This is a genomic window from Rhodoferax sp. RT4P68, assembly GCF_056521305.1.
Map to the genome: position 1 here is coordinate 24,312 of NZ_JBWMBB010000005.1, position 19,270 is coordinate 43,581.

General features: G+C 66.1%; 21 protein-coding genes and 4 tRNA genes. 3 read left to right on the top strand and 22 right to left on the bottom strand.

Features of this window, described 5'->3' with window-relative positions; translation table 11 throughout:
* Positions 1–37: 37 nt before the first annotated feature.
* The 17 genes from rplJ to trpE form a co-directional block, all read right to left on the bottom strand.
* Positions 38–565: a 50S ribosomal protein L10 gene (gene rplJ, locus AC099J_RS12040; protein ID WP_479615499.1), complete on the bottom strand. Its 528-nt coding sequence runs from the start codon at positions 563–565 to the stop codon at positions 38–40.
* A 235-nt stretch (positions 566–800) separates the two neighbouring features.
* A complete protein-coding gene (rplA, locus tag AC099J_RS12045; protein ID WP_479615500.1) occupies positions 801–1,496 on the bottom strand; it encodes a 50S ribosomal protein L1 in 696 nt (231 codons plus the stop codon).
* The gene (gene rplK / locus AC099J_RS12050; RefSeq protein WP_326538630.1) at positions 1,497–1,928 is read right to left on the bottom strand and encodes a 50S ribosomal protein L11; all 432 of its coding nucleotides are present in this window, start codon (positions 1,926–1,928) and stop codon (positions 1,497–1,499) included.
* Positions 1,929–2,101: 173 nt separating this feature from the next.
* The gene (gene nusG, locus AC099J_RS12055; RefSeq protein ID WP_479615501.1) at positions 2,102–2,689 is read right to left on the bottom strand and encodes a transcription termination/antitermination protein NusG; all 588 of its coding nucleotides are present in this window, start codon (positions 2,687–2,689) and stop codon (positions 2,102–2,104) included.
* Positions 2,690–3,073, bottom strand: coding sequence for a preprotein translocase subunit SecE (gene secE, locus AC099J_RS12060; protein ID WP_479615502.1), 384 nt, complete (start codon positions 3,071–3,073; stop codon positions 2,690–2,692).
* A gap of 98 nt (positions 3,074–3,171) precedes the next feature.
* A tRNA-Trp gene (locus tag AC099J_RS12065) sits at positions 3,172–3,247 on the bottom strand.
* Between the two features lie 10 nt (positions 3,248–3,257).
* A complete protein-coding gene (gene tuf / locus AC099J_RS12070; RefSeq protein ID WP_479613607.1) occupies positions 3,258–4,448 on the bottom strand; it encodes an elongation factor Tu in 1,191 nt (396 codons plus the stop codon).
* Positions 4,449–4,524: 76 nt separating this feature from the next.
* A tRNA-Thr gene (locus AC099J_RS12075) sits at positions 4,525–4,599 on the bottom strand.
* A gap of 89 nt (positions 4,600–4,688) precedes the next feature.
* Positions 4,689–4,762, bottom strand: a tRNA-Gly gene (locus tag AC099J_RS12080).
* A gap of 82 nt (positions 4,763–4,844) precedes the next feature.
* Positions 4,845–4,930, bottom strand: a tRNA-Tyr gene (locus tag AC099J_RS12085).
* A gap of 13 nt (positions 4,931–4,943) precedes the next feature.
* The gene (locus tag AC099J_RS12090; protein ID WP_479615503.1) at positions 4,944–5,696 is read right to left on the bottom strand and encodes a uracil-DNA glycosylase; all 753 of its coding nucleotides are present in this window, start codon (positions 5,694–5,696) and stop codon (positions 4,944–4,946) included.
* Complete coding sequence (gene trpC, locus AC099J_RS12095; RefSeq protein WP_479615504.1) at positions 5,693–6,487, bottom strand: indole-3-glycerol phosphate synthase TrpC; 795 nt, start codon at positions 6,485–6,487, stop codon at positions 5,693–5,695. Before trpC ends, AC099J_RS12090 begins: the two co-directional genes overlap by 4 nt.
* A gap of 8 nt (positions 6,488–6,495) precedes the next feature.
* Complete coding sequence (trpD, locus tag AC099J_RS12100; protein WP_479615505.1) at positions 6,496–7,524, bottom strand: anthranilate phosphoribosyltransferase; 1,029 nt, start codon at positions 7,522–7,524, stop codon at positions 6,496–6,498.
* Between the two features lie 26 nt (positions 7,525–7,550).
* Positions 7,551–8,219: a LysE family translocator gene (locus tag AC099J_RS12105; protein WP_479615506.1), complete on the bottom strand. Its 669-nt coding sequence runs from the start codon at positions 8,217–8,219 to the stop codon at positions 7,551–7,553.
* A 9-nt stretch (positions 8,220–8,228) separates the two neighbouring features.
* Positions 8,229–9,287, bottom strand: a complete 1,059-nt coding sequence (gene ltaE / locus AC099J_RS12110) for a low-specificity L-threonine aldolase (RefSeq protein WP_479615911.1) — start codon at positions 9,285–9,287, stop codon at positions 8,229–8,231.
* Positions 9,287–9,856, bottom strand: a complete 570-nt coding sequence (locus AC099J_RS12115) for an anthranilate synthase component II (protein WP_479615507.1) — start codon at positions 9,854–9,856, stop codon at positions 9,287–9,289. Before AC099J_RS12115 ends, ltaE begins: the two co-directional genes overlap by 1 nt.
* 3 nt (positions 9,857–9,859) lie before the next feature.
* Positions 9,860–11,362 (bottom strand): anthranilate synthase component I, encoded by a 1,503-nt coding sequence (gene trpE / locus AC099J_RS12120; protein WP_479615508.1) that lies wholly within the window; start codon positions 11,360–11,362, stop codon positions 9,860–9,862.
* Positions 11,363–11,680: 318 nt separating this feature from the next.
* Here trpE and AC099J_RS12125 point away from each other — a divergent pair, with 318 nt between their 5' ends.
* A complete protein-coding gene (locus AC099J_RS12125) occupies positions 11,681–12,643 on the top strand; it encodes a chemotaxis protein (protein WP_479615509.1) in 963 nt (320 codons plus the stop codon).
* Between the two features lie 43 nt (positions 12,644–12,686).
* Here AC099J_RS12125 and AC099J_RS12130 read toward each other — a convergent pair whose 3' ends face one another.
* Together AC099J_RS12130 and gph are read right to left on the bottom strand one after the other, a co-directional pair.
* Positions 12,687–14,876 carry a catalase gene (locus AC099J_RS12130; protein ID WP_479615510.1) on the bottom strand — a complete coding sequence of 730 codons (2,190 nt, stop codon included), beginning with the start codon at positions 14,874–14,876 and terminating at the stop codon, positions 12,687–12,689.
* 116 nt (positions 14,877–14,992) lie between these two features.
* Complete coding sequence (gph, locus tag AC099J_RS12135) at positions 14,993–15,658, bottom strand: phosphoglycolate phosphatase (RefSeq protein WP_479615511.1); 666 nt, start codon at positions 15,656–15,658, stop codon at positions 14,993–14,995.
* A gap of 141 nt (positions 15,659–15,799) precedes the next feature.
* On the opposite strand from gph, the gene AC099J_RS12140 reads away from it, so the two are divergent.
* Positions 15,800–16,363 carry a Uma2 family endonuclease gene (locus tag AC099J_RS12140; RefSeq protein WP_479615512.1) on the top strand — a complete coding sequence of 188 codons (564 nt, stop codon included), beginning with the start codon at positions 15,800–15,802 and terminating at the stop codon, positions 16,361–16,363.
* A 92-nt stretch (positions 16,364–16,455) separates the two neighbouring features.
* Here AC099J_RS12140 and AC099J_RS12145 read toward each other — a convergent pair whose 3' ends face one another.
* From AC099J_RS12145 to rpe, 3 genes are read right to left on the bottom strand one after another with little or no spacing between them, the layout of a single operon-like run.
* Positions 16,456–16,725 (bottom strand): VF530 family protein, encoded by a 270-nt coding sequence (locus AC099J_RS12145; protein ID WP_479615513.1) that lies wholly within the window; start codon positions 16,723–16,725, stop codon positions 16,456–16,458.
* Between the two features lie 38 nt (positions 16,726–16,763).
* Entirely contained in the window at positions 16,764–18,038 is a 1,275-nt protein-coding gene (locus AC099J_RS12150) for an amylo-alpha-1,6-glucosidase (RefSeq protein WP_479615514.1), read from the bottom strand.
* A gap of 56 nt (positions 18,039–18,094) precedes the next feature.
* The gene (gene rpe, locus AC099J_RS12155; protein ID WP_479615515.1) at positions 18,095–18,781 is read right to left on the bottom strand and encodes a ribulose-phosphate 3-epimerase; all 687 of its coding nucleotides are present in this window, start codon (positions 18,779–18,781) and stop codon (positions 18,095–18,097) included.
* A 78-nt stretch (positions 18,782–18,859) separates the two neighbouring features.
* On the opposite strand from rpe, the gene apaG reads away from it, so the two are divergent.
* Positions 18,860–19,270 carry a Co2+/Mg2+ efflux protein ApaG gene (apaG, locus tag AC099J_RS12160; RefSeq protein ID WP_479615516.1) on the top strand — a complete coding sequence of 137 codons (411 nt, stop codon included), beginning with the start codon at positions 18,860–18,862 and terminating at the stop codon, positions 19,268–19,270.

The window sequence follows — 19,270 nt, forward strand, 5'->3', positions numbered from 1 at the left end:
TGATTTCCTAAATTAAGTTGGGTGAATAGGTCGCGCTTCAAGCGGCGACGGCTTCGGCTGCCGGTTCTTCGGCAGCGCCTCCACCCTTTTTCTCGGCGATGGCGGCCAACACACGGGCCGTACGCGAGATCGGGGATTGCAACAAGCCCAGCAATTGCGCCAGCAGCACTTCCTTGGAAGGGATGTTGGCCAGTTGCTTCACGCCCTCGACGTCCAGGGCCTTGCCACCGAATGCGCCACCGCGGATCACCAACTTGTCGTTGGTCTTCGCAAAGTCGGCCACCACTTTCGCGGCGGCCACGGCATCGGTCGAAAAGCCATAGATCAGCGGACCGGTCATCTGGTCGGACACGACTTCGAATGCGCTGCCGGCAACGGCACGGCGAGCCAGCGTGTTCTTCAACACGCTGAGACTCACCCCACCATTGCGCGCGGCAGAGCGCAGACGGGTCATGTCGGCGACCGTGATGCCACGGTATTCCGCCATCACGAGCGTTTGAGCTTGTGCGGCGAGGCTGGTCACATCACTGATGACCGCTTCTTTCTCACTGCGATTCAGACTCAAGGTCTACTCCTTATGTTGTGCCATCGGGTTCGCACCCTCTGACACGCCTTCTTGCAGCGACCAACTGTGTTCAGGAATCAGATTCCATCTGCAGCGGGATCGCCATCTGCGCTGGCTGTCTCACGACGATTAAGCCTTCCTGCGAAGGCACCAGCGGTCTTGGATGGCTCGCCCGGCATGCCGGGCGACCCACCACGAGAACAGCCCTGCGAAGGGCCATTCACATTTCTTACGCTCAAGCCGAGATGGTCTGGGTGTCCACGCGGACACCGATGCCCATGGTCGACGACACCGCCACCTTGCGCAGGAACACACCCTTGCTGGTGGCCGGCTTGGCTTTGGTCAGCGCCTCGATCAGGGCCACCAGGTTGCCTTGCAGCTTGTCCGAATCGAACGAGCGCAGGCCGATGGTGCCGTGGATGATGCCGGCCTTGTCGACGCGGAACTGCACCTGACCGGCTTTGGCGTTCTTCACAGCCGTGGCGACGTCAGGCGTCACCGTGCCGACTTTGGGGTTGGGCATCAGGCCGCGCGGACCCAGGATCTGGCCCAGCGTACCGACGACGCGCATGGCGTCCGGTGCGGCAATGACCACGTCGAAAGGCATGTCGCCTGCCTTCACGCGGGCGGCCAGGTCGTCCATGCCGACGATGTCAGCGCCAGCGGCCTTGGCTTCTTCAGCCTTGGCGCCCTGGGCAAACACGGCGACGCGCTTGGTCTTGCCGGTGCCGTTGGGCAGCACGACGGCGCCACGCACGACCTGGTCCGACTTCTTGGCGTCCACGCCCAGTTGCACAGCCACGTCGATGGATTCATCGAACTTGGCGGTAGCGGCTTCCTTCACCAGGGCGAGCGCATCGGTCAGCGCGTACAGCTTGTTGCTGTCGACTTTGCCCTGCTGCGACTTTTGCTTCTTGGTCAGCTTGGTCATTTAGACACCCTCCACCGTGATGCCCATGGAACGGGCGGAACCAGCCAGCGTGCGGATGGCGGCATCCACGTTCGCGGCGTTCATGTCCTTCAGCTTGGTCTTGGCGATCTCTTCCAGCTGTGCGCGGGTGATCTTGCCGACCTTGACGGTGTGCGGCGTGGCCGAACCCTTGTCCAGCTTGACGGCCTTCTTGATCAGGACCGTCGCAGGCGGGGTCTTGATGATGAAGGTGAAGCTCTTGTCCGCGAACGCGGTGATCACCACCGGCAGCGGCAGACCCGGCTCGACGCCCTGGGTCTGGGCGTTGAACGCCTTGCAGAACTCCATGATGTTCAGGCCGCGCTGACCCAGAGCCGGGCCGATCGGGGGGGACGGATTGGCCTTACCAGCTGGCACTTGCAGCTTGATGAAGCCGACGATTTTCTTCGCCATGGATGAACTCCTTGCGGGTAATGACGCGTTGGCCAGCCTGTCGGCTGCACCTCGGCTCCCCGGGGTTGAAGACTCTTGCTAGTTCACGACACCCGCGCCGAGTCGAAATGCGCGGGCACCGAGAGCGATGCGGGGACGTTCCCCGCTCCGCTCAGGTTCTTCTACAGAATGACTTACGTCTTTTCGATCTGGCTGAATTCCAACTCGACCGGGGTGGCGCGGCCGAAGATCGTGACCGAGACGCGCACCTTGCTCTTGTCGTAGTTGACTTCCTCGACCGAGCCATTGAAGTCGGTGAACGGACCATCCTTGACGCGCACGAACTCGCCGACCATGAACTCGACCTTGTGGCGCGGCTTGTCCGTGCCTTCCTGCATCTGGCTGACGATCTTGACGACCTCTTCCTCGGAAATCGGCGCCGGGCGATTCTTCGCGCCACCGACGAAACCCGTCACCTTGTTCGTGTGCTTGACCAGATGCCAGGACTCGTCGTCCATCTGCATCTCGACAAATACATAGCCTGGAAACAGGCGACGCTCGGTCGTCTTGCGTTGACCGTTCTTGATCTCGACCACTTCCTCGGTCGGCACCAGGATGCGGCCGAACTTGGCCTGCATGGCAGCGCGGTTGATACGCTCGACGATGTTGCGCTCCACGGCCTTCTCCATGCCCGAGTAGGCGTGGACGATGTACCAGCGAAAGTCTGGATTGGTCGGGGCCGGGGTCGATTCCGTCGAGGGCGTTTCCACAGCATCAGTCATTTATTTCTTCCAGCCCAGGATGAGGTCATAGAACACCCATTCCAAGGTCTTGTCGGTAAGCCACAGAAACAGCGCCATGACCACCACGAAGGCGAACACATAGGCCGTCATCTGCATCGACTCCTTGCGCGTCGGCCAGACCACCTTCTTGACTTCACGCGTGGCATCGCGCCCGAACGCGATCAGCTGCCGACCGGGCTCAGACGTCAGGAACAAGGCCGCTGCAGCCACCAAGCCCACCAGCAGGATGGCCCACTGCACGAGCTGGCCGCGCTGACTCAGCAGGTAGAAGCCGGCCACGGCGCCCACAACCAGGGCGATGGACGCGGCCATCTTGGCCTTGTCCGCGCCCGTACTGACAGTTTCAACTTGCGTAGTCGCCATGTCGGCCTTGTTTTCGCTTCAGGTACACAGACGTCCGGAGACGCTAAAAGCCCGTCAGGTCATGACGGGCTTGTTTCGGTTGCCAACCTGAGATCAGGTGGCAGGGGCAGTAGGAATCGAACCTACAACCTTCGGTTTTGGAGACCGACGCTCTGCCAATTGAGCTATACCCCTGTAGAACCGCTTACGCGATGATCTTGGCCACGACGCCGGCGCCGACCGTCTTGCCGCCTTCGCGGATGGCGAAGCGCAGGCCTTCTTCCATGGCGATCGGGTTGATCAGCTTGACCGTGATGCTGACGTTGTCGCCGGGCATGACCATTTCCTTGCCTTCAGGCAACTCGATCGCGCCGGTCACGTCCGTCGTGCGGAAGTAGAACTGCGGGCGGTAGTTGTTGAAGAAGGGCGTGTGGCGGCCGCCTTCGTCCTTGCTCAGCACGTAGATTTCGGACGTGAAGTGCGTGTGCGGCTTGATCGAGCCGGGCTTGCACAGCACTTGACCGCGCTCGACTTCTTCGCGCTTGGTGCCGCGCAGCAAGATGCCGACGTTGTCGCCTGCCTGGCCTTGGTCCAGCAGCTTGCGGAACATTTCCACGCCGGTGCAGGTGGTCTTGGCGGTGGCCTTGATGCCGACGATTTCGATTTCTTCACCGACCTTGACGATGCCGCGCTCGACACGACCGGTCACGACGGTGCCGCGGCCGGAGATGGAGAACACGTCTTCGACGGGCATCAGGAAGGCGCCGTCCACTGCGCGCTCGGGCAGGGGGATGTAGGTATCCAGCGCTTCGGCCAGCTTCAGGATGGCGCCTTCGCCCAGCTCGCCCTTGTCGCCTTCCATGGCCAGCTTGGCGCTGCCGTGGATGATGGGGGTGTTGTCGCCGGGGAAGTCGTACTTGTCCAGCAGCTCGCGCACTTCCATTTCGACCAGTTCGAGCAGTTCGGCGTCGTCCACCATGTCGCACTTGTTCAGGAACACGATGATGTATGGCACGCCGACCTGGCGGGCCAGCAGGATGTGCTCGCGCGTCTGGGGCATGGGGCCGTCCGCGGCCGAGCACACCAGGATGGCGCCGTCCATCTGCGCGGCACCGGTGATCATGTTCTTGACGTAGTCGGCGTGGCCGGGGCAGTCGACGTGGGCGTAGTGGCGGTTGGCCGTCTCGTATTCCACATGCGCGGTGTTGATCGTGATGCCGCGGGCCTTTTCTTCCGGAGCCGCGTCGATCTGGTCGTACGCCTTGGCTTGGCCGCCGAACTTGGCTGCCAGCACGGTGGTGATCGCCGCCGTCAGCGTGGTCTTGCCGTGGTCCACGTGACCGATCGTGCCGACGTTGACGTGCGGCTTGGTCCGTGCGAATTTCTCTTTTGCCATTTTTCGACTCCGAAAAAAGATATCCAACCAAAATACCCAAGCGCCCTGTGTTGGCATCGCCAACCACCGGAAAACTTGGTGCCCTTTGCGGGAATCGGACCCGCGACCTCTCCCTTACCAAGGGAGTGCTCTACCACTGAGCCAAAAGGGCGCTCTAACTCATCAGCACCTGGTGCCGGCCGGACGACCCGGCTGCGTCTTGCACCACGCACTTACCAACTTCATCGATCGCAGCGCTCTTGGAGCGGGAGACGGGAATCGAACCCGCGTCATTAGCTTGGAAGGCTAGGGTTCTACCATTGAACTACTCCCGCATCGCCTTGCCGGCAGGGCCCGCAAGCGACGACGCGTTCATTCAACGCCGCCAAAAACTCGATCGACCAACTCACAAATCACTGGTGGAGAGGGCTGGATTCGAACCAGCGTACTCGTAAGAGGGCAGATTTACAGTCTGCTGCCATTAACCACTCGGCCACCTCTCCAGCGAACCCGGAACTATAGCATGACTCTGTGGCAGATCGCAGCTGCGGTCTGCAACTTGTCTCCAGCAGGCGTCAGGTCCCAATCCAGCGCGGTGCCACGCTCGGCCAGCCAGCGATGCGCCTGGCCAAAGTGCCCGCAGCCGATGAACGGCACCGGCGGACGTAGCGCCGACAACGGCGATGGGTGGTTGGCCTGAAGAATGAGCGCCTGCCGGCCATGCATCTCGGCCGTGCGGGCGATCAACGGCGCCTTGGCCTGCGCATGGGCGCCCCACAGCAGGTACACGCAGGGCGAGGCGTGGGCCGCCACGTGGGCGATCAGGCTGTCGGTGAGGCTTTCCCAGCCCTTCCTGGCGTGGCTGGCGGCCAGCCCGTCTTCCACCGTGAGGCTGGTGTTGAGCAGCAGCACACCCCGTTCGGCCCAGCGCAGCAGCGAGCCGCTCGCAGGCATCGGCTGGCTCAGGTCGCGCTGCAGCTCCTTGAAGATGTTGCGCAACGAGGGCGGCAGGCGCACGCCCGGCGCCACCGAAAACGCCAGGCCCTCGGCCTGGCCCGCGCCGTGGTAGGGGTCCTGCCCCAGGATCACGGCGCGCACTGCATGCAGCGGCGTCAGCCGCAAAACCCGCAGGGGCTCGGGCGGGTAGATGATGGCGCCGGCCGCGCGCCGCGCGCCCAGAAAGGCGTCCAAGCTCTGCCCGGCAGTACTTGCCAGAAAGCCGTCGACAACCGGCATCCAGTCGTCGGCGACCGGCCCCCATGCCTTCATGCGCCGAACAGCTCCGCCAGCGCCTCACCCGGTTCGGGCGCGCGCATGAAGGCTTCACCCACCAGGAACGCGTGAACGCCTGCATCGCGCATGCGCTGCACGTCGGCCGACGCGAGGATGCCGCTCTCGGTCACCAGGATGCGGTCGGCCGGCACGCGCTGGCGCAGGTCCAACGTGGTCTGCAGCGACACCTCGAACGTACGCAAGTTGCGGTTGTTGATGCCGATCAGCGGCGTCCTGAGCTTCAGCGCCCGCTCCAGTTCCGCTGCGTCGTGCACCTCGACCAGCACCGCCATGTCCAGCTGGCGTGCGATGGCCTCGAACTCGGCCATCTGGCCGTCGTCCAGGATGGCGGCGATCAGCAGCACCGCATCGGCACCCATGACGCGCGATTCGTAGATCTGGTAGGCATCGACCATGAAGTCCTTGCGCAGCACCGGCAGCTGGCACGACGCGCGCGCCTGCTTCAGGTAGTCGCCGCTGCCCTGGAAGAAGTCTTTGTCAGTCAGAACCGACAGGCACGCCGCGCCGAACTCGGCGTAGCTCTGCGCGATGTCGGCCGGGATGAAATCTTCACGCAGCACGCCCTTGGACGGGCTGGCCTTCTTGATCTCGGCGATCACGGCGGACTGGCCGGCGGCGATCTTGGCGCGCATGGCGCCGATGAAGTCGCGTGTCAGCACACGCGATTCGGCGTCGGCGCGCACCTCGGCCAGCGGCTTGCGGCCCAGGGAAGCGGCCACCTCCAGGTGTTTGACGTCGGCGATCTTGCGCAGGATGTCTTCGGACATGTCGGCTTTCACTTGGAAAAAGATTGGGTCAGGTCCACGAACTGCTGCAGGCGCGCCTTGGCTGCACCCGTGGCAATCGCCTGGCGCGCGGCGGTGACGCCGCTCTCGATGGATGCCGTCACGTTCGCCGCGTACAGCGCCGCGCCGGCGTTCAGCACCACGATGTCGCGCGCCGCACCCGGCGTGTCGTCCAGCACGTCCAGCAGCATGGCGCGGGACTGCTCGGGCGTCTCCACGCGCAGGGCGCGGTTGCTGACCATGGCCAGGCCGAAGTCCTCGGGATGGACTTCGTACTCGCGCACCTCGCCGTCCTTGAGCTCGCCGACCAGCGTGGCCGCGCCCAGGCTGACCTCATCCATGCCGTCCTTGCCGTAGACCACCAGCGCGTGCTCGGCGCCCAGGCGTTGCAGCGCCCGCACCTGGATGCCGACCAGGTCGGGGTGGAACACCCCCATCAGGATGTTGGGCGCCGACGCCGGATTGGTCAGCGGCCCCAGGATGTTGAAGATGGTCTTGATGCCCAGCTCCTTGCGCACGGGCGCCACGTTCTTCATGGCCGGGTGGTGGTTGGGCGCGAACATGAAGCCCAGGCCAACCTGCTCGATGCAGCGGGCGATGTGCTCCGGCGCCAGCTGGATGTTGACCCCCAGCGCCTCCAGCACATCGGCACTGCCGGACTTGCTGGACACGCTGCGCCCACCGTGCTTGCTGACCTTGGCGCCGGCTGCGGCCGCGACGAACATCGAGCAGGTGGAGATGTTGAAGGTGTGCGAGCCATCGCCGCCGGTGCCCACGATGTCCACCAGGTGCCGTGCGTCGGCCACATGCACCTTGGTGGAGAACTCGCGCATGACCTGCGCGGCCGCCGTGATCTCGCCAATGGTTTCCTTCTTCACGCGCAAGCCGGTGATCAGCGCGGCCATCATCACGGGTGAGCAGTCGCCGCTCATGATCAGGCGCACGATGTGCAGCATCTCGTCGTGGAAGATCTCGCGGTGTTCGATGGTGCGCTGCAGCGCTTCCTGGGGGGTGATCATGGGTATCTCCTGAGAATCGAAAGTCATCAACGGGCCGATGGGCCTTGCGGCCCCTCCGACAGCGCCAGCCGCAGGCCGAATCCGATGAACAGCACGCCGGCGGCGCGGTCCAGCCAGTGCATGCTGCGCGGAACGCTACCCGAGCGGCGCGCCACCCAGGATGCCGCCAGGGCCCAGCCCACGTTGACTGGAACGGCGTTCAGGTTGAACAGCACGCCCAGCAGCACGAACACCGTGGCCGTGTCGTGCGTACCCGGCGCGATGAACTGCGGCACGAAGGCCAGAAAGAACAGTGCCACTTTGGGGTTCAGCACGTTGGTCCAGAAACCGCCGATGAACACGCGGCGCAAGTCCGCTGGCTCGTGCCGCGCGCCCTGCCCGGCGGCCTGGGCCAGCGGGCTGGCGGCGGCGCGCGCGAACAGCAGCCGCAAGCCGGTGTAGAACAGGTAAGCCGCACCCAGCCACTTCAGCGCGGTGAACGCGGTGGCCGAAGCCGCCAGCAGCGCGCCGACGCCGATCGCCGCCGCGGCGATGTGCACGAAGCAGCCGGCCGTGATGCCCAGCCCGGCCACGATGCCGGCGCGCGCGCCGCTGCGCAGCGAATGGCTGACGATGTAGAGCACGTCCGGCCCCGGCGTCAGGTTCAGCAGCCAGCCGGCTGCGATGAACAGCAGCAGTTGATGGAACTCCGGCATGGCGGCCCCTCAAGCCTGCTGGAAATACGCGCGCACCGCGGCGACTGCGCGGTCCACGCCGGCAGTGTCCACGTCCAGGTGCGTCACGAAGCGCAGCTGGTACAGGCCCGTGGCCAGGATGCCGCGCTCGGCCAGGTAGGGCAGCAGGCCCGCACCACGCGCCTGCGCGGCGCCCGTCAGACTGGCGAACACGATGTTGCTGTGCGGGCTGCGCACATCCACGCCTTCGATGCCGGCCAGCCCTTCGGCCAGCCGACGCGCCAGCGCATGGTCGTCGGCCAGGCGTGTGACGTGGTGGTCCAGCGCATGGTGCGCGGCGGCGGCCAACAGGCCGGCCTGGCGCATGCCACCGCCGGCCATCTTGCGGATGCGGTGCGCGCGGGCAATGAAGTCGCGCGAGCCGCACAGGGCCGAGCCCACCGGCGCGCCCAGACCCTTGCTGAAGCAGACCGATACGCTGTCAAAACACTGCGCGATGCGCCGGGCTTCGGCGTAGGCGTCGCTGCCCGTCAGCGCAGCCTGGGCCGTTGCGGCGTTGAACAGCCTTGCGCCGTCCAGGTGCCGCGCGAGCCCCTTATCGGCCGCCAACGTCGTTGCGCTTTGCACGTAGTCGAATGGCAGCAGTTGTCCGCCCAGCGTGTTCTCCAACGCCAGCAGCCGTGTGCGCGCAAAGTGCGCGTCGTCGGGCTTGATGGCGGCTTCGATGTCCGCCAGCGGTAGCGTGCCGTCGGCCGCGTGGGCGATGGGCTGCGGCTGCACGCTGCCCAGCACGGCGGCGCCGCCGGCCTCCCAACGGTAGCAGTGCTGCATCTGGCCCACGATGTATTCGTCGCCACGCTGGCAGTGCGCGAGGATGGCGCACAGGTTGCTCTGCGTGCCGCTGGGCACGAACAGCGCGGCCTCGAAGCCGAGCAAGGCGGCGATGCGCTCCTGCAGCGCACGCACGCTGGGGTCGTCGCCGAACACGTCGTCGCCCAGCGGGGCGGCGAACATGGCCTCGCGCATCGCAGCGGTCGGCCGCGTCACCGTGTCGCTGCGCAGATCCACAACGGGTGCACCTGCCGCCATCATTTCTGCTCCAAAAAGTTGCGCAACATGGCGTGCCCGTGCTCGGTCAGGATTGACTCGGGGTGGAACTGCACACCCTGGATCGGCAGTTCCTTGTGTCGCACACCCATGATCTCGCCATCGTCGGTGCGCGCCGTGACGGCCAGCATCGCCGGGCAGGTGCCCGGCTCGATGGCAAGTGAGTGGTAACGGTTGACTGTGAACTGTTCCGGCAGGTCGGCAAACACGCCTTCGCGCGTGGTCGTGATCACGCTGGTCTTGCCGTGCATGAGTTGCTGTGCGCGCACGATCTTGCCGCCGAAGGCTGCGCCGATGCTCTGGTGGCCCAGGCACACGCCGAGGATCGGCAGCTTGCCCGCGAAATGCCGGATCGCCTCGACCGAGATGCCGGCCTCAGCCGGCGAACACGGGCCGGGCGAGACCACCAGCAGGTCGGGCTGGCGCGCGGCGACGCCCGCGATGTCGATCTCGTCGTTGCGAAAGACCTCGACCTCGGCGCCCAACTCGCCGAAGTACTGCACCAGATTGAAGGTGAAGCTGTCGTAGTTGTCGATCATCAAGAGTTTCATGACTTACTCCAGCCCTTCTTCGACCAGTTCAGCCGCCCGCAGCAAGGCGCGCGCCTTGGCCTCCGTCTCCTTCCATTCCAACTCGGGAATGGAATCGGCGACCACCCCTGCAGCCGCCTGCACGTGCAGCGTCTGGTCCTTGATGACGCCGGTGCGGATCGCGATCGCCACGTCCATGTCGCCCGCAAAGCTGATGTAGCCGCACGCGCCTCCATACAGACCGCGCTTGGTGCGCTCCAGCTTGTCGATCAGCTCCATGGCGTGCACCTTGGGCGCGCCTGTCAGCGTGCCGGCAGGGAACGTGGCCTTCAGCACGTCAATGGCCGTCATGCCGTCCTTCAGCATGCCCTCGACATTGCTGACGATGTGCATCACGTGGCTGTAGCGCTCCACCGCGAAGGCCTCGGTCACCTTGACGGTGCCGGTCTTGGCGATGCGCCCGATGTCGTTGCGCGCCAGGTCGATCAGCATGACGTGCTCGGCGCGCTCCTTGGGGTCGTTGACGAGTTCGATCTCGGCCGCCTTGTCCTGCTCGACCGACGCGCCGCGCGGTCGCGTGCCGGCCAGCGGGCGGATCGTGATCTTCTGCTCGCCGTTGCCCATGTTCTCCTGGCGCACCAGGATCTCGGGCGAAGCGCCCACGACGTGGTGGTCGCCCATGTCGTAGTAATACATGTAAGGCGATGGGTTCAGCGAACGCAGCGCGCGGTACAGCGACAACGGTGATTCGGTGTAGCGCTTGCTGATGCGCTGGCCCACCTGCACCTGCATGAAATCACCGGCGGCGATCATCTCCTTGGCGCTCTCCACAGCGGCGATGTAGGCCGCCTTGGCAAAGGGCCGCTCGGCCGGGTGAGCCTGCGACGGCTTGACCTGGGGCGCGCTGACCGAGTAGCGCAGCTTGTCCTTCAGCTCGCGCAGCCGGCGCTTGGCGTTGCCGTAGGCCTCGGCCTGGCTGGGGTCGGCGTAGACGATGAGGTAGAGCTTGCCCGACAGGTTGTCGATGACAGCCAGCTCTTCGCATTGCAGCAGCAGGATGTCCGGGCAGCCCAGCTGGTCTGGCGGGCAGCTGTTCTCCAGCTTCTTCTCGATGTAGCGCACCGCGTCGTAGCCGAAGTAACCGGCCAGCCCGCCGCAAAAGCGTGGCAGCCCGGGCCGCAGCGCGACCTTGAAGCGCTTCTGGTAGGCCTCGACGAAATCCAGCGGATTGCCGCCGGCTGTCTCCACCACCCGGCCGTCCGTCACGACCTCGGTGCGGGCTTCGGCGCCGAAGCCGCTGGCGCGCAGCAGCGTGCGCGCCGGCAGGCCGATGAAGCTATAGCGGCCGAAACGCTCGCCGCCGACAACGGATTCGAGCAGAAAGCTCAGCTTGCCACCGCCTTGGGAATGCGCGAGCTTCAGGTACAGCGAGAGCGGGGTTTCCAGATCGGCGAAAGCCTCGACGATCATGGGGATGCGGTTGTAGCCGTCCTTGGACAGGCTCTTGAATTCGAGTTCAGTGATCACAGCGTGCTTTCGAAGATGGCGCCGGGCGTCATATCTTGCCCTGGCGGCAGCGCGGGGCTGCCTTCGTTCCAACCTGCCCTGCCGCAAATGCGAGCGACGGGGCGCGAGCGCACGGCAACGGCCGTGCTGTCAGGTGCGGCTTGTCGTTGGCTTACGCCAGGGCCAGGCTCCCCGGCCTGCGCCTGATGTCGTGATGCTGTGAGCAGACATGGGCAAAGAGTGTAGCAAACGGCCGCCGCGGGCTGCGCGTTTGGCCCGCAGTCGTCTATGCTCCCACAATTCGTTCAACGTCTAAACGTGTCGGTAAGGACATTCGCCATGAGTACAGTGCAAAAAGAAGTGGACGAGCGGACCAATCTGACCGCCAGCAACAAGTTTGAGCTGTTGTTGTTCCGTCTGGGCGTGACGCCGCAATCCGACCAGCGCGAGTTGTTCGGCATCAACGTGTTCAAGGTGCGCGAGATCATGGTGATGCCCACCGTGACGTCGGTGGCCAACTCCACCACGCACATGATGGGTGTGACCAACATCCGCGGCCAGGTGATCCCGGTCATCAACCTGCCCGCCGCTGTGGGCTGCACACCCAAGACGGGGCTGAACATCCTGTTGGTGACCGAATACGCACGCACCACCCAGGCCTTCGCCGTGGAGGAGGTGGACGAGATCGTGCGGCTGGACTGGAGCCAGGTACTGTCCGCAGAGAGCAGCACGGCTGCCGGCGGCATGATCACCAGCATCGCACGGCTGGACGGCGACGTGCACAACACGCGCCTGGCCCAGGTGCTGGACGTGGAACAGGTGCTGCGCATGGTGATGCCACCGACCGCCCCCGAGATCACCAGCGACAACATCGGGCCGAAGGTGAAACTGCCGCCGGGCAGCATGATCCTGGCGGCCGATGATTCGGCGGTGGCCCGCTCGCTGATCGAGCAGGGGCTGGCGGCGATGGGCGCGCCCTACATCATGACCCGCTCTGGCCGCGAAGCCTGGGACAAGCTGCAAACCCTGGCCAATGAGGCCCAGGCCGAAGGCAAACCCACGTCGGCCAAGGTCGCGTTGATCCTGACGGATCTGGAAATGCCGGAGATGGACGGCTTCACGCTGACGCGCAAGATCAAGCAGGACCCTCGCTTCCGCTCCATCCCGGTGGTCATCCACTCCTCGCTGTCGGGCACGACCAACGAGGAGCACGTGAAGACGGTGGGCGCCGATGCCTACGTCGGCAAGTTCGTCGCCCAAGAACTGGCGGACACCATCCGCCGCATGCTGCCCCGAGAGTAGGGAGCGGGCCAGCACTTCTGCGGCTCAGAACGCCGTGTGGTGCTCAGCCCGGCACCGCATCGGCCAGCGGCCGGTCCCAGTGCCGGTGCCGACCGATGGCCAGGGTGAACGCCTTGGCCGTCTCGGGCGCGGCGTCGGCGCCCGCCAGCCCCAGCACCACGCCGGGATGCGGCGCCAGCGCGGCCGCGTCCGCCCCAGCTTCGAGCTGCAACAGCTGCAGCAGCACAGCACCCTCGCCCAGCACGCAGATCGCCTTGCCGTGCTTGTAGGCCTCCAGCACGAAATGCACGGCCGCCCCCATGCCGGCCAGCGCCTGTGCGCACCGCGTGCCACCGGCCACCAGCACCGCATCGAACATCACCGACGGCATGGTCGCCAGCGTGTGGTCGACTGCAAACTGCCGCCCGCCCTCGGTGGCCACGGCGCCCAGGTGCGGCCCGACCACGACACACTGGGCGCCCACGTCCTGCAGCGCCTGCACGACAGGCCTGAGGGCCGCCACGTCCACGCCATCGGCCACCAGCACGGCGACCTTGCGCGTGGCGATCGGCTGTGAGCCGGGCAGGGGCTCACCCGGCATGCGTAGGGCTGCCGATTCCTCGATCGGCAGCTTGCCGCGCGCCGCACGAAAGCCCGCACGGCCGGCAGCGGCCTTTGGGTCCGGCAAGTCGATGCCCAGCGGCGCGGCCACCTTGCGCGCCAGCATCGGGTCCACATGGGCCAGGTTGTCCACGATGCGCTGACGGATCGCAGGCAACTCCACCTTGGACAGCTCGAAGCGGAACGCCGTCACGATGTGCTCCTTCTCGGCGTGGCTCTGGCTGTGCCAGAACAGCGTGGCCTGCGAGAAGTGGTCATCGAAGGAAGGGCTGCGCCGCCGGATGCGGGGGGAGTCCACGGTTGCAGGCACCTCGCGAAAGCCCTGCGAGTCGCCCTCGACGCGGAACTCCGTACCGCCCCCGCCCAGCGTGTTGGGTTCATAGGCGGCCCGGCCTCGGTTTACTGTCTGGCGGTGCAGGCCGTCGCGCTGGAAGTTATGAAACGGGCACACGCCGCGATTGATCGGGATCTCGTGGAAGTTCGGCCCACCCAGGCGTGACAACTGCGTGTCGGTGTACGAGAACAACCGCCCCTGCAGCAGCGGGTCGTTGCTGAAATCGATGCCCGGCACGATGTGCCCGGGGTGGAAGGCCACCTGCTCGGTCTCGGCGAAGAAGTTGTCGGGGTTGCGGTCCAGCACCAGCCGGCCGATACGCTGCACCGGCACCATTTCCTCGGGGACCAGCTTGGTCGGGTCGAGGATGTCGAAACCCAAAGACTGCTCCTTGGACTCGTCCAGGATCTGCACGCCCAATTCCCACTCCGGAAAGTCGCCACGCTCGATCGCCTCCCACAGGTCACGGCGGTGGAAGTCCGGGTCCTTGCCGGCGATCTTCTGCGCTTCGTCCCAGGCCAGGCCATGCACGCCAAGCTTCGGCTTCCAGTGGAACTTCACGAACACACTGTCCCCGCGCGCATTCACCAGGCGGAAGGTGTGCACGCCAAAGCCCTCCATCATGCGCAGGCTGCGCGGCAGCCCGCGGTCGGACATGGCCCACATCAGCATGTGGGTGGTCTCGGGCATCAGCGAGGCGAAATCCCAGAACGTGTCATGCGCGCTGGCAGCCTGCGGCATATCGTGCTGCGGCTCCGGCTTGATCGCGTGGATCAGGTCGGGAAACTTCATCGCGTCCTGCACGTAGAACACCGGCATGTTGTGGCCCACCAGGTCGTAGTTGCCCTCCGACGTGTAGAACTTGACGGCGAAGCCGCGCACGTCGCGCACCGTGTCGGCCGAGCCGCGCGAACCAGCCACATTGGAGAAGCGCACGAACACCGGCGTCTTCACCTCGGGGTCTTGCAAAAAGGCCGCCCGGGTGTAGGTGGCCATTGATCGGTAGACCTGGAAATACCCATGTGCACCCGAACCGCGCGCATTCACGACCCGCTCGGGAATGCGCTCGTGGTCGAAATGCGTGATCTTCTCGCGCAGGATGAAGTCTTCGAGCAGGGTCGGCCCGCGCACGCCAGCCTTCAGCGAGTTGTGGTTGTCCGAGAGTTGCAGGCCCTGGTTGGTGGTGAGCCCTGGCGCCTCCACTGCCGTGAAGGCTTGCATCTGCTGCTGCTTGGCCGACGCCGCAGCGTTCGAGCGCGGCTTGCCGTTGGAACTTCTAGGGTCTTTGCTGCGCGTCATCGCACAAGCGTAGAGCGTGGCCGCCGCAGGGCTAGTAGCCACCGGCGGCGCGTGTCTGTGGGAAGGCGCAGCGCGTTCGAGTAGGAAGTCGACTACGGCCGCCAGCGCGTGTGGCTTCAGACGAGATGCGCGAGCGAGTCGATCCAACCTTCGGCGCTCACTTCGCGCACGGTTTGGCCGTGGTTGTAGCCATAGGTCACCAGAACCACGGGGCACCCGGCCGCGCGCGCCGCCTGCGCGTCATTGCTCGAATCGCCCAGCATCAAGGTGCGCGCTGGCACGCTGCCCAGCGCGGCGCAGGTGCGCAGCAACGGCAAGGGGTCGGGCTTCTTGCGCTCGAACGCATCGCCGCCGAACACCTGCGAGAAGTAGCCGTCCAGCCCCTTGTGCCGCAGCAGCGCGCGGGCGAACGCTGTCGGCTTGTTGGTCAGGCAGGCCAGGGGCAGGCCATGCGCTTGCAGCGTGCGCAGGCCTTCGACCACGCCGGGGTAGACCTGCGAATGCCGGCCGTTCACCTGCGCGTAGTGGTGCTGGTAGCGAGCCCAGGCCAGGTCGTACAACGCCGGGTCTGCGTGCAGGCGCGCCAGCACGCTACGGATCAGATGCTCAGAGCCTTTGCCCACCATGTCGGCCACCTCGCCCGGCGGCAGCGCGGGCAGCGACAGGTCGGCCAGCATGCGGTCCAGCGTGGCGCTGAAATCGCCCAGCGTGTCGACCATGGTGCCGTCCAGGTCGACGATGGCGGCCTGCAGGGAAAGCGATGCGAGCGAGAAGGTTGTCACGGGGCAGATGCTGGGATAGCAGAAGCGGCGCATGCTACCCGAGCATCACGCGCGAGATGGGGGCGACGGAGCCCAAGATGCAGCGCGTGGAGAGGACGCCGATGTGCTCCGAAACCAGGGGCCGCCGATAGAATCCGCCCCATGGCCGAAGCGCTGGAAAAGCCGATCCACCTGTTCGACTACCTGGCCCGCGACAACGCGAGCCAGCAGCGCCACGAGTACGTCGGCGGGCGCATCCATGCGATGACCGGCGGCAGCATGCGGCACAACCGGATCGCCGGCAACGTCTTCCGGATTCTGGACAACCTGCTCGACGGCTCCCCCTGCCAGGTCTTCATCAACGACATGAAGCTGCATGTGTCCGCAGCCGACTGCGTCTACTACCCTGACGTGTTCGTTGGCTCGGCCGTCGCCAACGACGAAAAGGTCGCCCCGGACGCCACGCTGGTGGTCGAGGTGCTGAGCGAGTCCACGGCCAGCATCGACCGGCGCGAGAAGCTCGGGGCCTACCAGAAGCTCATCGGCCTGCGCGCCTACTGGATCGTGAGCCAGACCGAACAGCGCATCGAGGTCCACTCCCGCAGCGCCGACGGCCAGTGGCAGGCGTTGGCCTATGTGCAGGGCGAGGCCATTCCCGAGCCGTGGCTGGGCGATGTGCCGGTGGCGCTGGCTGCGGTCTACGCAGGCACCGATCTGGTAGGCTGACCCACGACGGCGCGCGCGCCTTGCGCGAGGAGCCGGCCACGGGGGCGTTCCACTTGTGCTCGGCCCGATGACCGTCGCCCGTCACCCTGGCTTCAGGCCCGCCCGCGCCGCTGCTCGCGCAGCATGAACAGGTACAACCCCTCGACCTTCTCGCGTGCCCAGGGCGTCTTGCGCAGGAATCTGAGGCTGGACGCGATGCTCGGGTCCTGCGTGAAGCAGCGCACGGGAATGCGCTCGCCCAGCGACGGCCAGCCGTAGTGGCCCACCAGCTCGGTGAGGATGCGCTCCAGCGTGATGCCGTGCAGGGGGTTGCGCGGCTGGGCGGCGGGGGGCGTGGCGGGTTGGGGCAGTTCGTCGGTCACAGGCGTGATGCTGACACAGTGCGGCGCGGATGGAGGATTCACCACCCCGCGCCCTCCCCCCGCAGCTGCCGCAACGCCAGCAAAAACGTCGCCGCATTCCAACTCTGACCCGCCATGCCCATGGGCGCCAGCGTGCGGCCGTGGAACCACTCGGTGAATCGCCAACCGTCCAGCGCATTGACATGCGCCAGCCGTTCCACTTCGACCCAGGCCTGCTCGCGCCTGCCCAACCGTGCCAGCACCATGGCCCAGAAGCCGCCGACGAAGGGCCAGATGCCGCCGTTGTGGTACTGGTGCACCAGGTTCTGCTGGTGCCGCTCCATGTAACGGCGCCACAGCTCGTGCTGGCGCGTCAGCGGGTGCAGCACCACGCGCACCGGGTAGGGTTCGGAGGCGTGGGCGGCGGTGATGGTGTCGGCGATGCGCGCGCCCATGGCCTCGTCGGCCAGGCCGCACTGGATGGCCAGCACGTTGCCGAACACGTCGCCCTCGTCACCCACCACGGCCAGGTTCACGAAGCTCAGATACAGACCCGGATCGCGCCGGCCGCGCCGCGCATAGTGGCGCAACAGCCGGGCGCGGTGGTAGTGCGGCAGGTCGCGCTGGAAGGGGTTGAACAGGTGGTTGAAGTGGTGTCGTGTGTCCTCGGCATGGTCCAGCCCGAAGCGGCGCTTGACCTCGAACCACAGCGCATTCGTATAGAGCACGTAGCCCGAGCGCGGCATGATGTCAGCCCAGTCGCTGGCCTCGTTCTGCTGCAGCAGACGAAAGTGCTGGTGCTCCTGCGCCAGCAGCCAGCCGATGGCGCGCTGCACGCCGTCGGCCCAGCGCGTCGGTGCCACGAGGCCTGCGCGCTGCGTGCTACGGTGCTGGACACCTTGGGGCGGCCTGGCGGTGTCCACATCACCGTGGCGGCGCACGTGGTCGACGGCGATCAGCCACCACAGCGTCGCGTCGATGCAGCCCAGGTACCAGAAGTCGGCATCCTGGCCCTGCGGGTCCACGTACTTGGGGATCTGGCCGTTGGCCGCCTGCTGCGCGGCCAGCGCGTCCAGGCTGGCGACGGCGCCCTGTTCCAACGCCGGCCGGCCGCTGCCGCACATGGCCATCACGCAGATGGCGGCGTCGCGCCCGAAGATGCGGGTGTAGCGCCGCGCCTCGGCGGCCAATGTGCGGGTGGCGGCCAGCACGCCATGCGGCGTGCAGTTGCGCTCCAGCAGATCGAGCGAAGCGTCGGCGCACGCGTCGATCAGCGCGGCGCCCGTCAGGCCGTGCGTGGCGTGCGTAGCGTGCGTGGCGTGCGTAGCGGTCATGGCGGACGGGGCGGGCGTGGCCAGAGGCGCGGGCGCGGTCATGGCGTTGCCGCCCGTCAGGCGCCGGCCAGTGCCTTGCGCATGGCGCCGATCACGCCGGCGTAATCCTTCTGGCCGAAGATGGCGCTGCCGGCGACGAAGGTGTCGGCCCCGGCAGCCGCCACGCGGGCGATGTTGTCGGTCTTGATGCCGCCATCCACCTCCAGCCGGATGTCCTTGCCGCAGGTGTCGATGCGACGGCGCACGTCTTCGATCTTGCGCAGCGCGCTGTCGATGAAGGCCTGGCCGCCGAAGCCGGGGTTCACGCTCATGATCAGCACCAGGTCGATGTCCTCGATCATCCAGTCCAGCACGTCCAGCGGCGTGGCCGGGTTGAACACCAGGCCAGCCTTGCAGCCGGCAGCACGGATGGCCTGCACGCTGCGGTGCACGTGGGCCGACGCATCGGGGTGAAAGCTGATCAGGTCGGCGCCCGCCTCGGCAAAGGCGGCGGCCAGTGCGTCCACCGGCTGCACCATCAAATGCACGTCGATCGGCACCGGCGTGCCATCGGCCTTCTTCGACAAGGGCTTCAAGGCCTTGCAGATCATGGGGCCGAAGGTGAGATTGGGCACGTAGTGGTTGTCCATCACGTCGAAGTGGATCCAGTCGGCGCCAGCGGCGATGACGTCTTTTACTTCTTCACCCAACCGGGTGAAGTCGGCAGACAACAGGGAGGGGGAAATCAGGGGGATGCGGCTCATGGGCCGGCATTTTGGCAGGGCGTGCCGGCATGCGGGGCATTCGGCCGGCTGCGCGCGCTGTGCAGTTAGCATTCCGCCATGTCCAAGTACCAGTTCACCGTGGAAGTCAGCCCGCAGTACGTGGCCGAGCAATCGGCCCCGACGCAGTCGGTCTACAGCTTCGCCTATACGGTGACCATCCACAACAGCGGCCAGGTGGCCGCGCAGCTGATCGCGCGCCACTGGATCATCACCGACGGCAATGGCCACCAGGAAGAGGTCAATGGCCTGGGCGTGGTCGGCCAACAGCCGTTGCTGCGGCCTGGCGAGTCGTTCCAGTACAGCAGCGGCTGCCGGCTGCGCACGGCCAGCGGCGCCATGCGCGGCAGTTACTTCTGCGTGACCGAAGAAGGCGAGCGCTTCGACGTGACGATCCCCGCCTTCATCCTGGACGCCGACGAGGGCGGCGGCGGTGAGGCCCGCGCCGGCAGTGCGCGCGTGTTGCACTAG

Excerpts from the sequence above, each read along its gene's own strand:
- trpD (WP_479615505.1), bottom strand. The coding sequence starts at position 7,524 with ATGATCACCCCCCAGGAAGCGCTGCAGCGCACCATCGAACACCGCGAG.
- AC099J_RS12090 (WP_479615503.1), bottom strand. The coding sequence starts at position 5,696 with ATGAAGGCATGGGGGCCGGTCGCCGACGACTGGATGCCGGTTGTCGAC.
- tuf (WP_479613607.1), bottom strand. The coding sequence starts at position 4,448 with ATGGCAAAAGAGAAATTCGCACGGACCAAGCCGCACGTCAACGTCGGC.
- trpC (WP_479615504.1), bottom strand. The coding sequence starts at position 6,487 with ATGTCCGAAGACATCCTGCGCAAGATCGCCGACGTCAAACACCTGGAG.
- ltaE (WP_479615911.1), bottom strand. The coding sequence starts at position 9,287 with ATGGCGGCAGGTGCACCCGTTGTGGATCTGCGCAGCGACACGGTGACG.
- AC099J_RS12125 (WP_479615509.1), top strand. The coding sequence starts at position 11,681 with ATGAGTACAGTGCAAAAAGAAGTGGACGAGCGGACCAATCTGACCGCC.
- secE (WP_479615502.1), bottom strand. The coding sequence starts at position 3,073 with ATGGCGACTACGCAAGTTGAAACTGTCAGTACGGGCGCGGACAAGGCC.
- AC099J_RS12105 (WP_479615506.1), bottom strand. The coding sequence starts at position 8,219 with ATGCCGGAGTTCCATCAACTGCTGCTGTTCATCGCAGCCGGCTGGCTG.
- nusG (WP_479615501.1), bottom strand. The coding sequence starts at position 2,689 with ATGACTGATGCTGTGGAAACGCCCTCGACGGAATCGACCCCGGCCCCG.
- AC099J_RS12150 (WP_479615514.1), bottom strand. The coding sequence starts at position 18,038 with ATGACCGCTACGCACGCCACGCACGCTACGCACGCCACGCACGGCCTG.
- apaG (WP_479615516.1), top strand. The coding sequence starts at position 18,860 with ATGTCCAAGTACCAGTTCACCGTGGAAGTCAGCCCGCAGTACGTGGCC.
- rplK (WP_326538630.1), bottom strand. The coding sequence starts at position 1,928 with ATGGCGAAGAAAATCGTCGGCTTCATCAAGCTGCAAGTGCCAGCTGGT.
- AC099J_RS12115 (WP_479615507.1), bottom strand. The coding sequence starts at position 9,856 with ATGAAACTCTTGATGATCGACAACTACGACAGCTTCACCTTCAATCTG.
- rplA (WP_479615500.1), bottom strand. The coding sequence starts at position 1,496 with ATGACCAAGCTGACCAAGAAGCAAAAGTCGCAGCAGGGCAAAGTCGAC.
- AC099J_RS12140 (WP_479615512.1), top strand. The coding sequence starts at position 15,800 with ATGGCCGAAGCGCTGGAAAAGCCGATCCACCTGTTCGACTACCTGGCC.
- AC099J_RS12130 (WP_479615510.1), bottom strand. The coding sequence starts at position 14,876 with ATGACGCGCAGCAAAGACCCTAGAAGTTCCAACGGCAAGCCGCGCTCG.
- rpe (WP_479615515.1), bottom strand. The coding sequence starts at position 18,781 with ATGAGCCGCATCCCCCTGATTTCCCCCTCCCTGTTGTCTGCCGACTTC.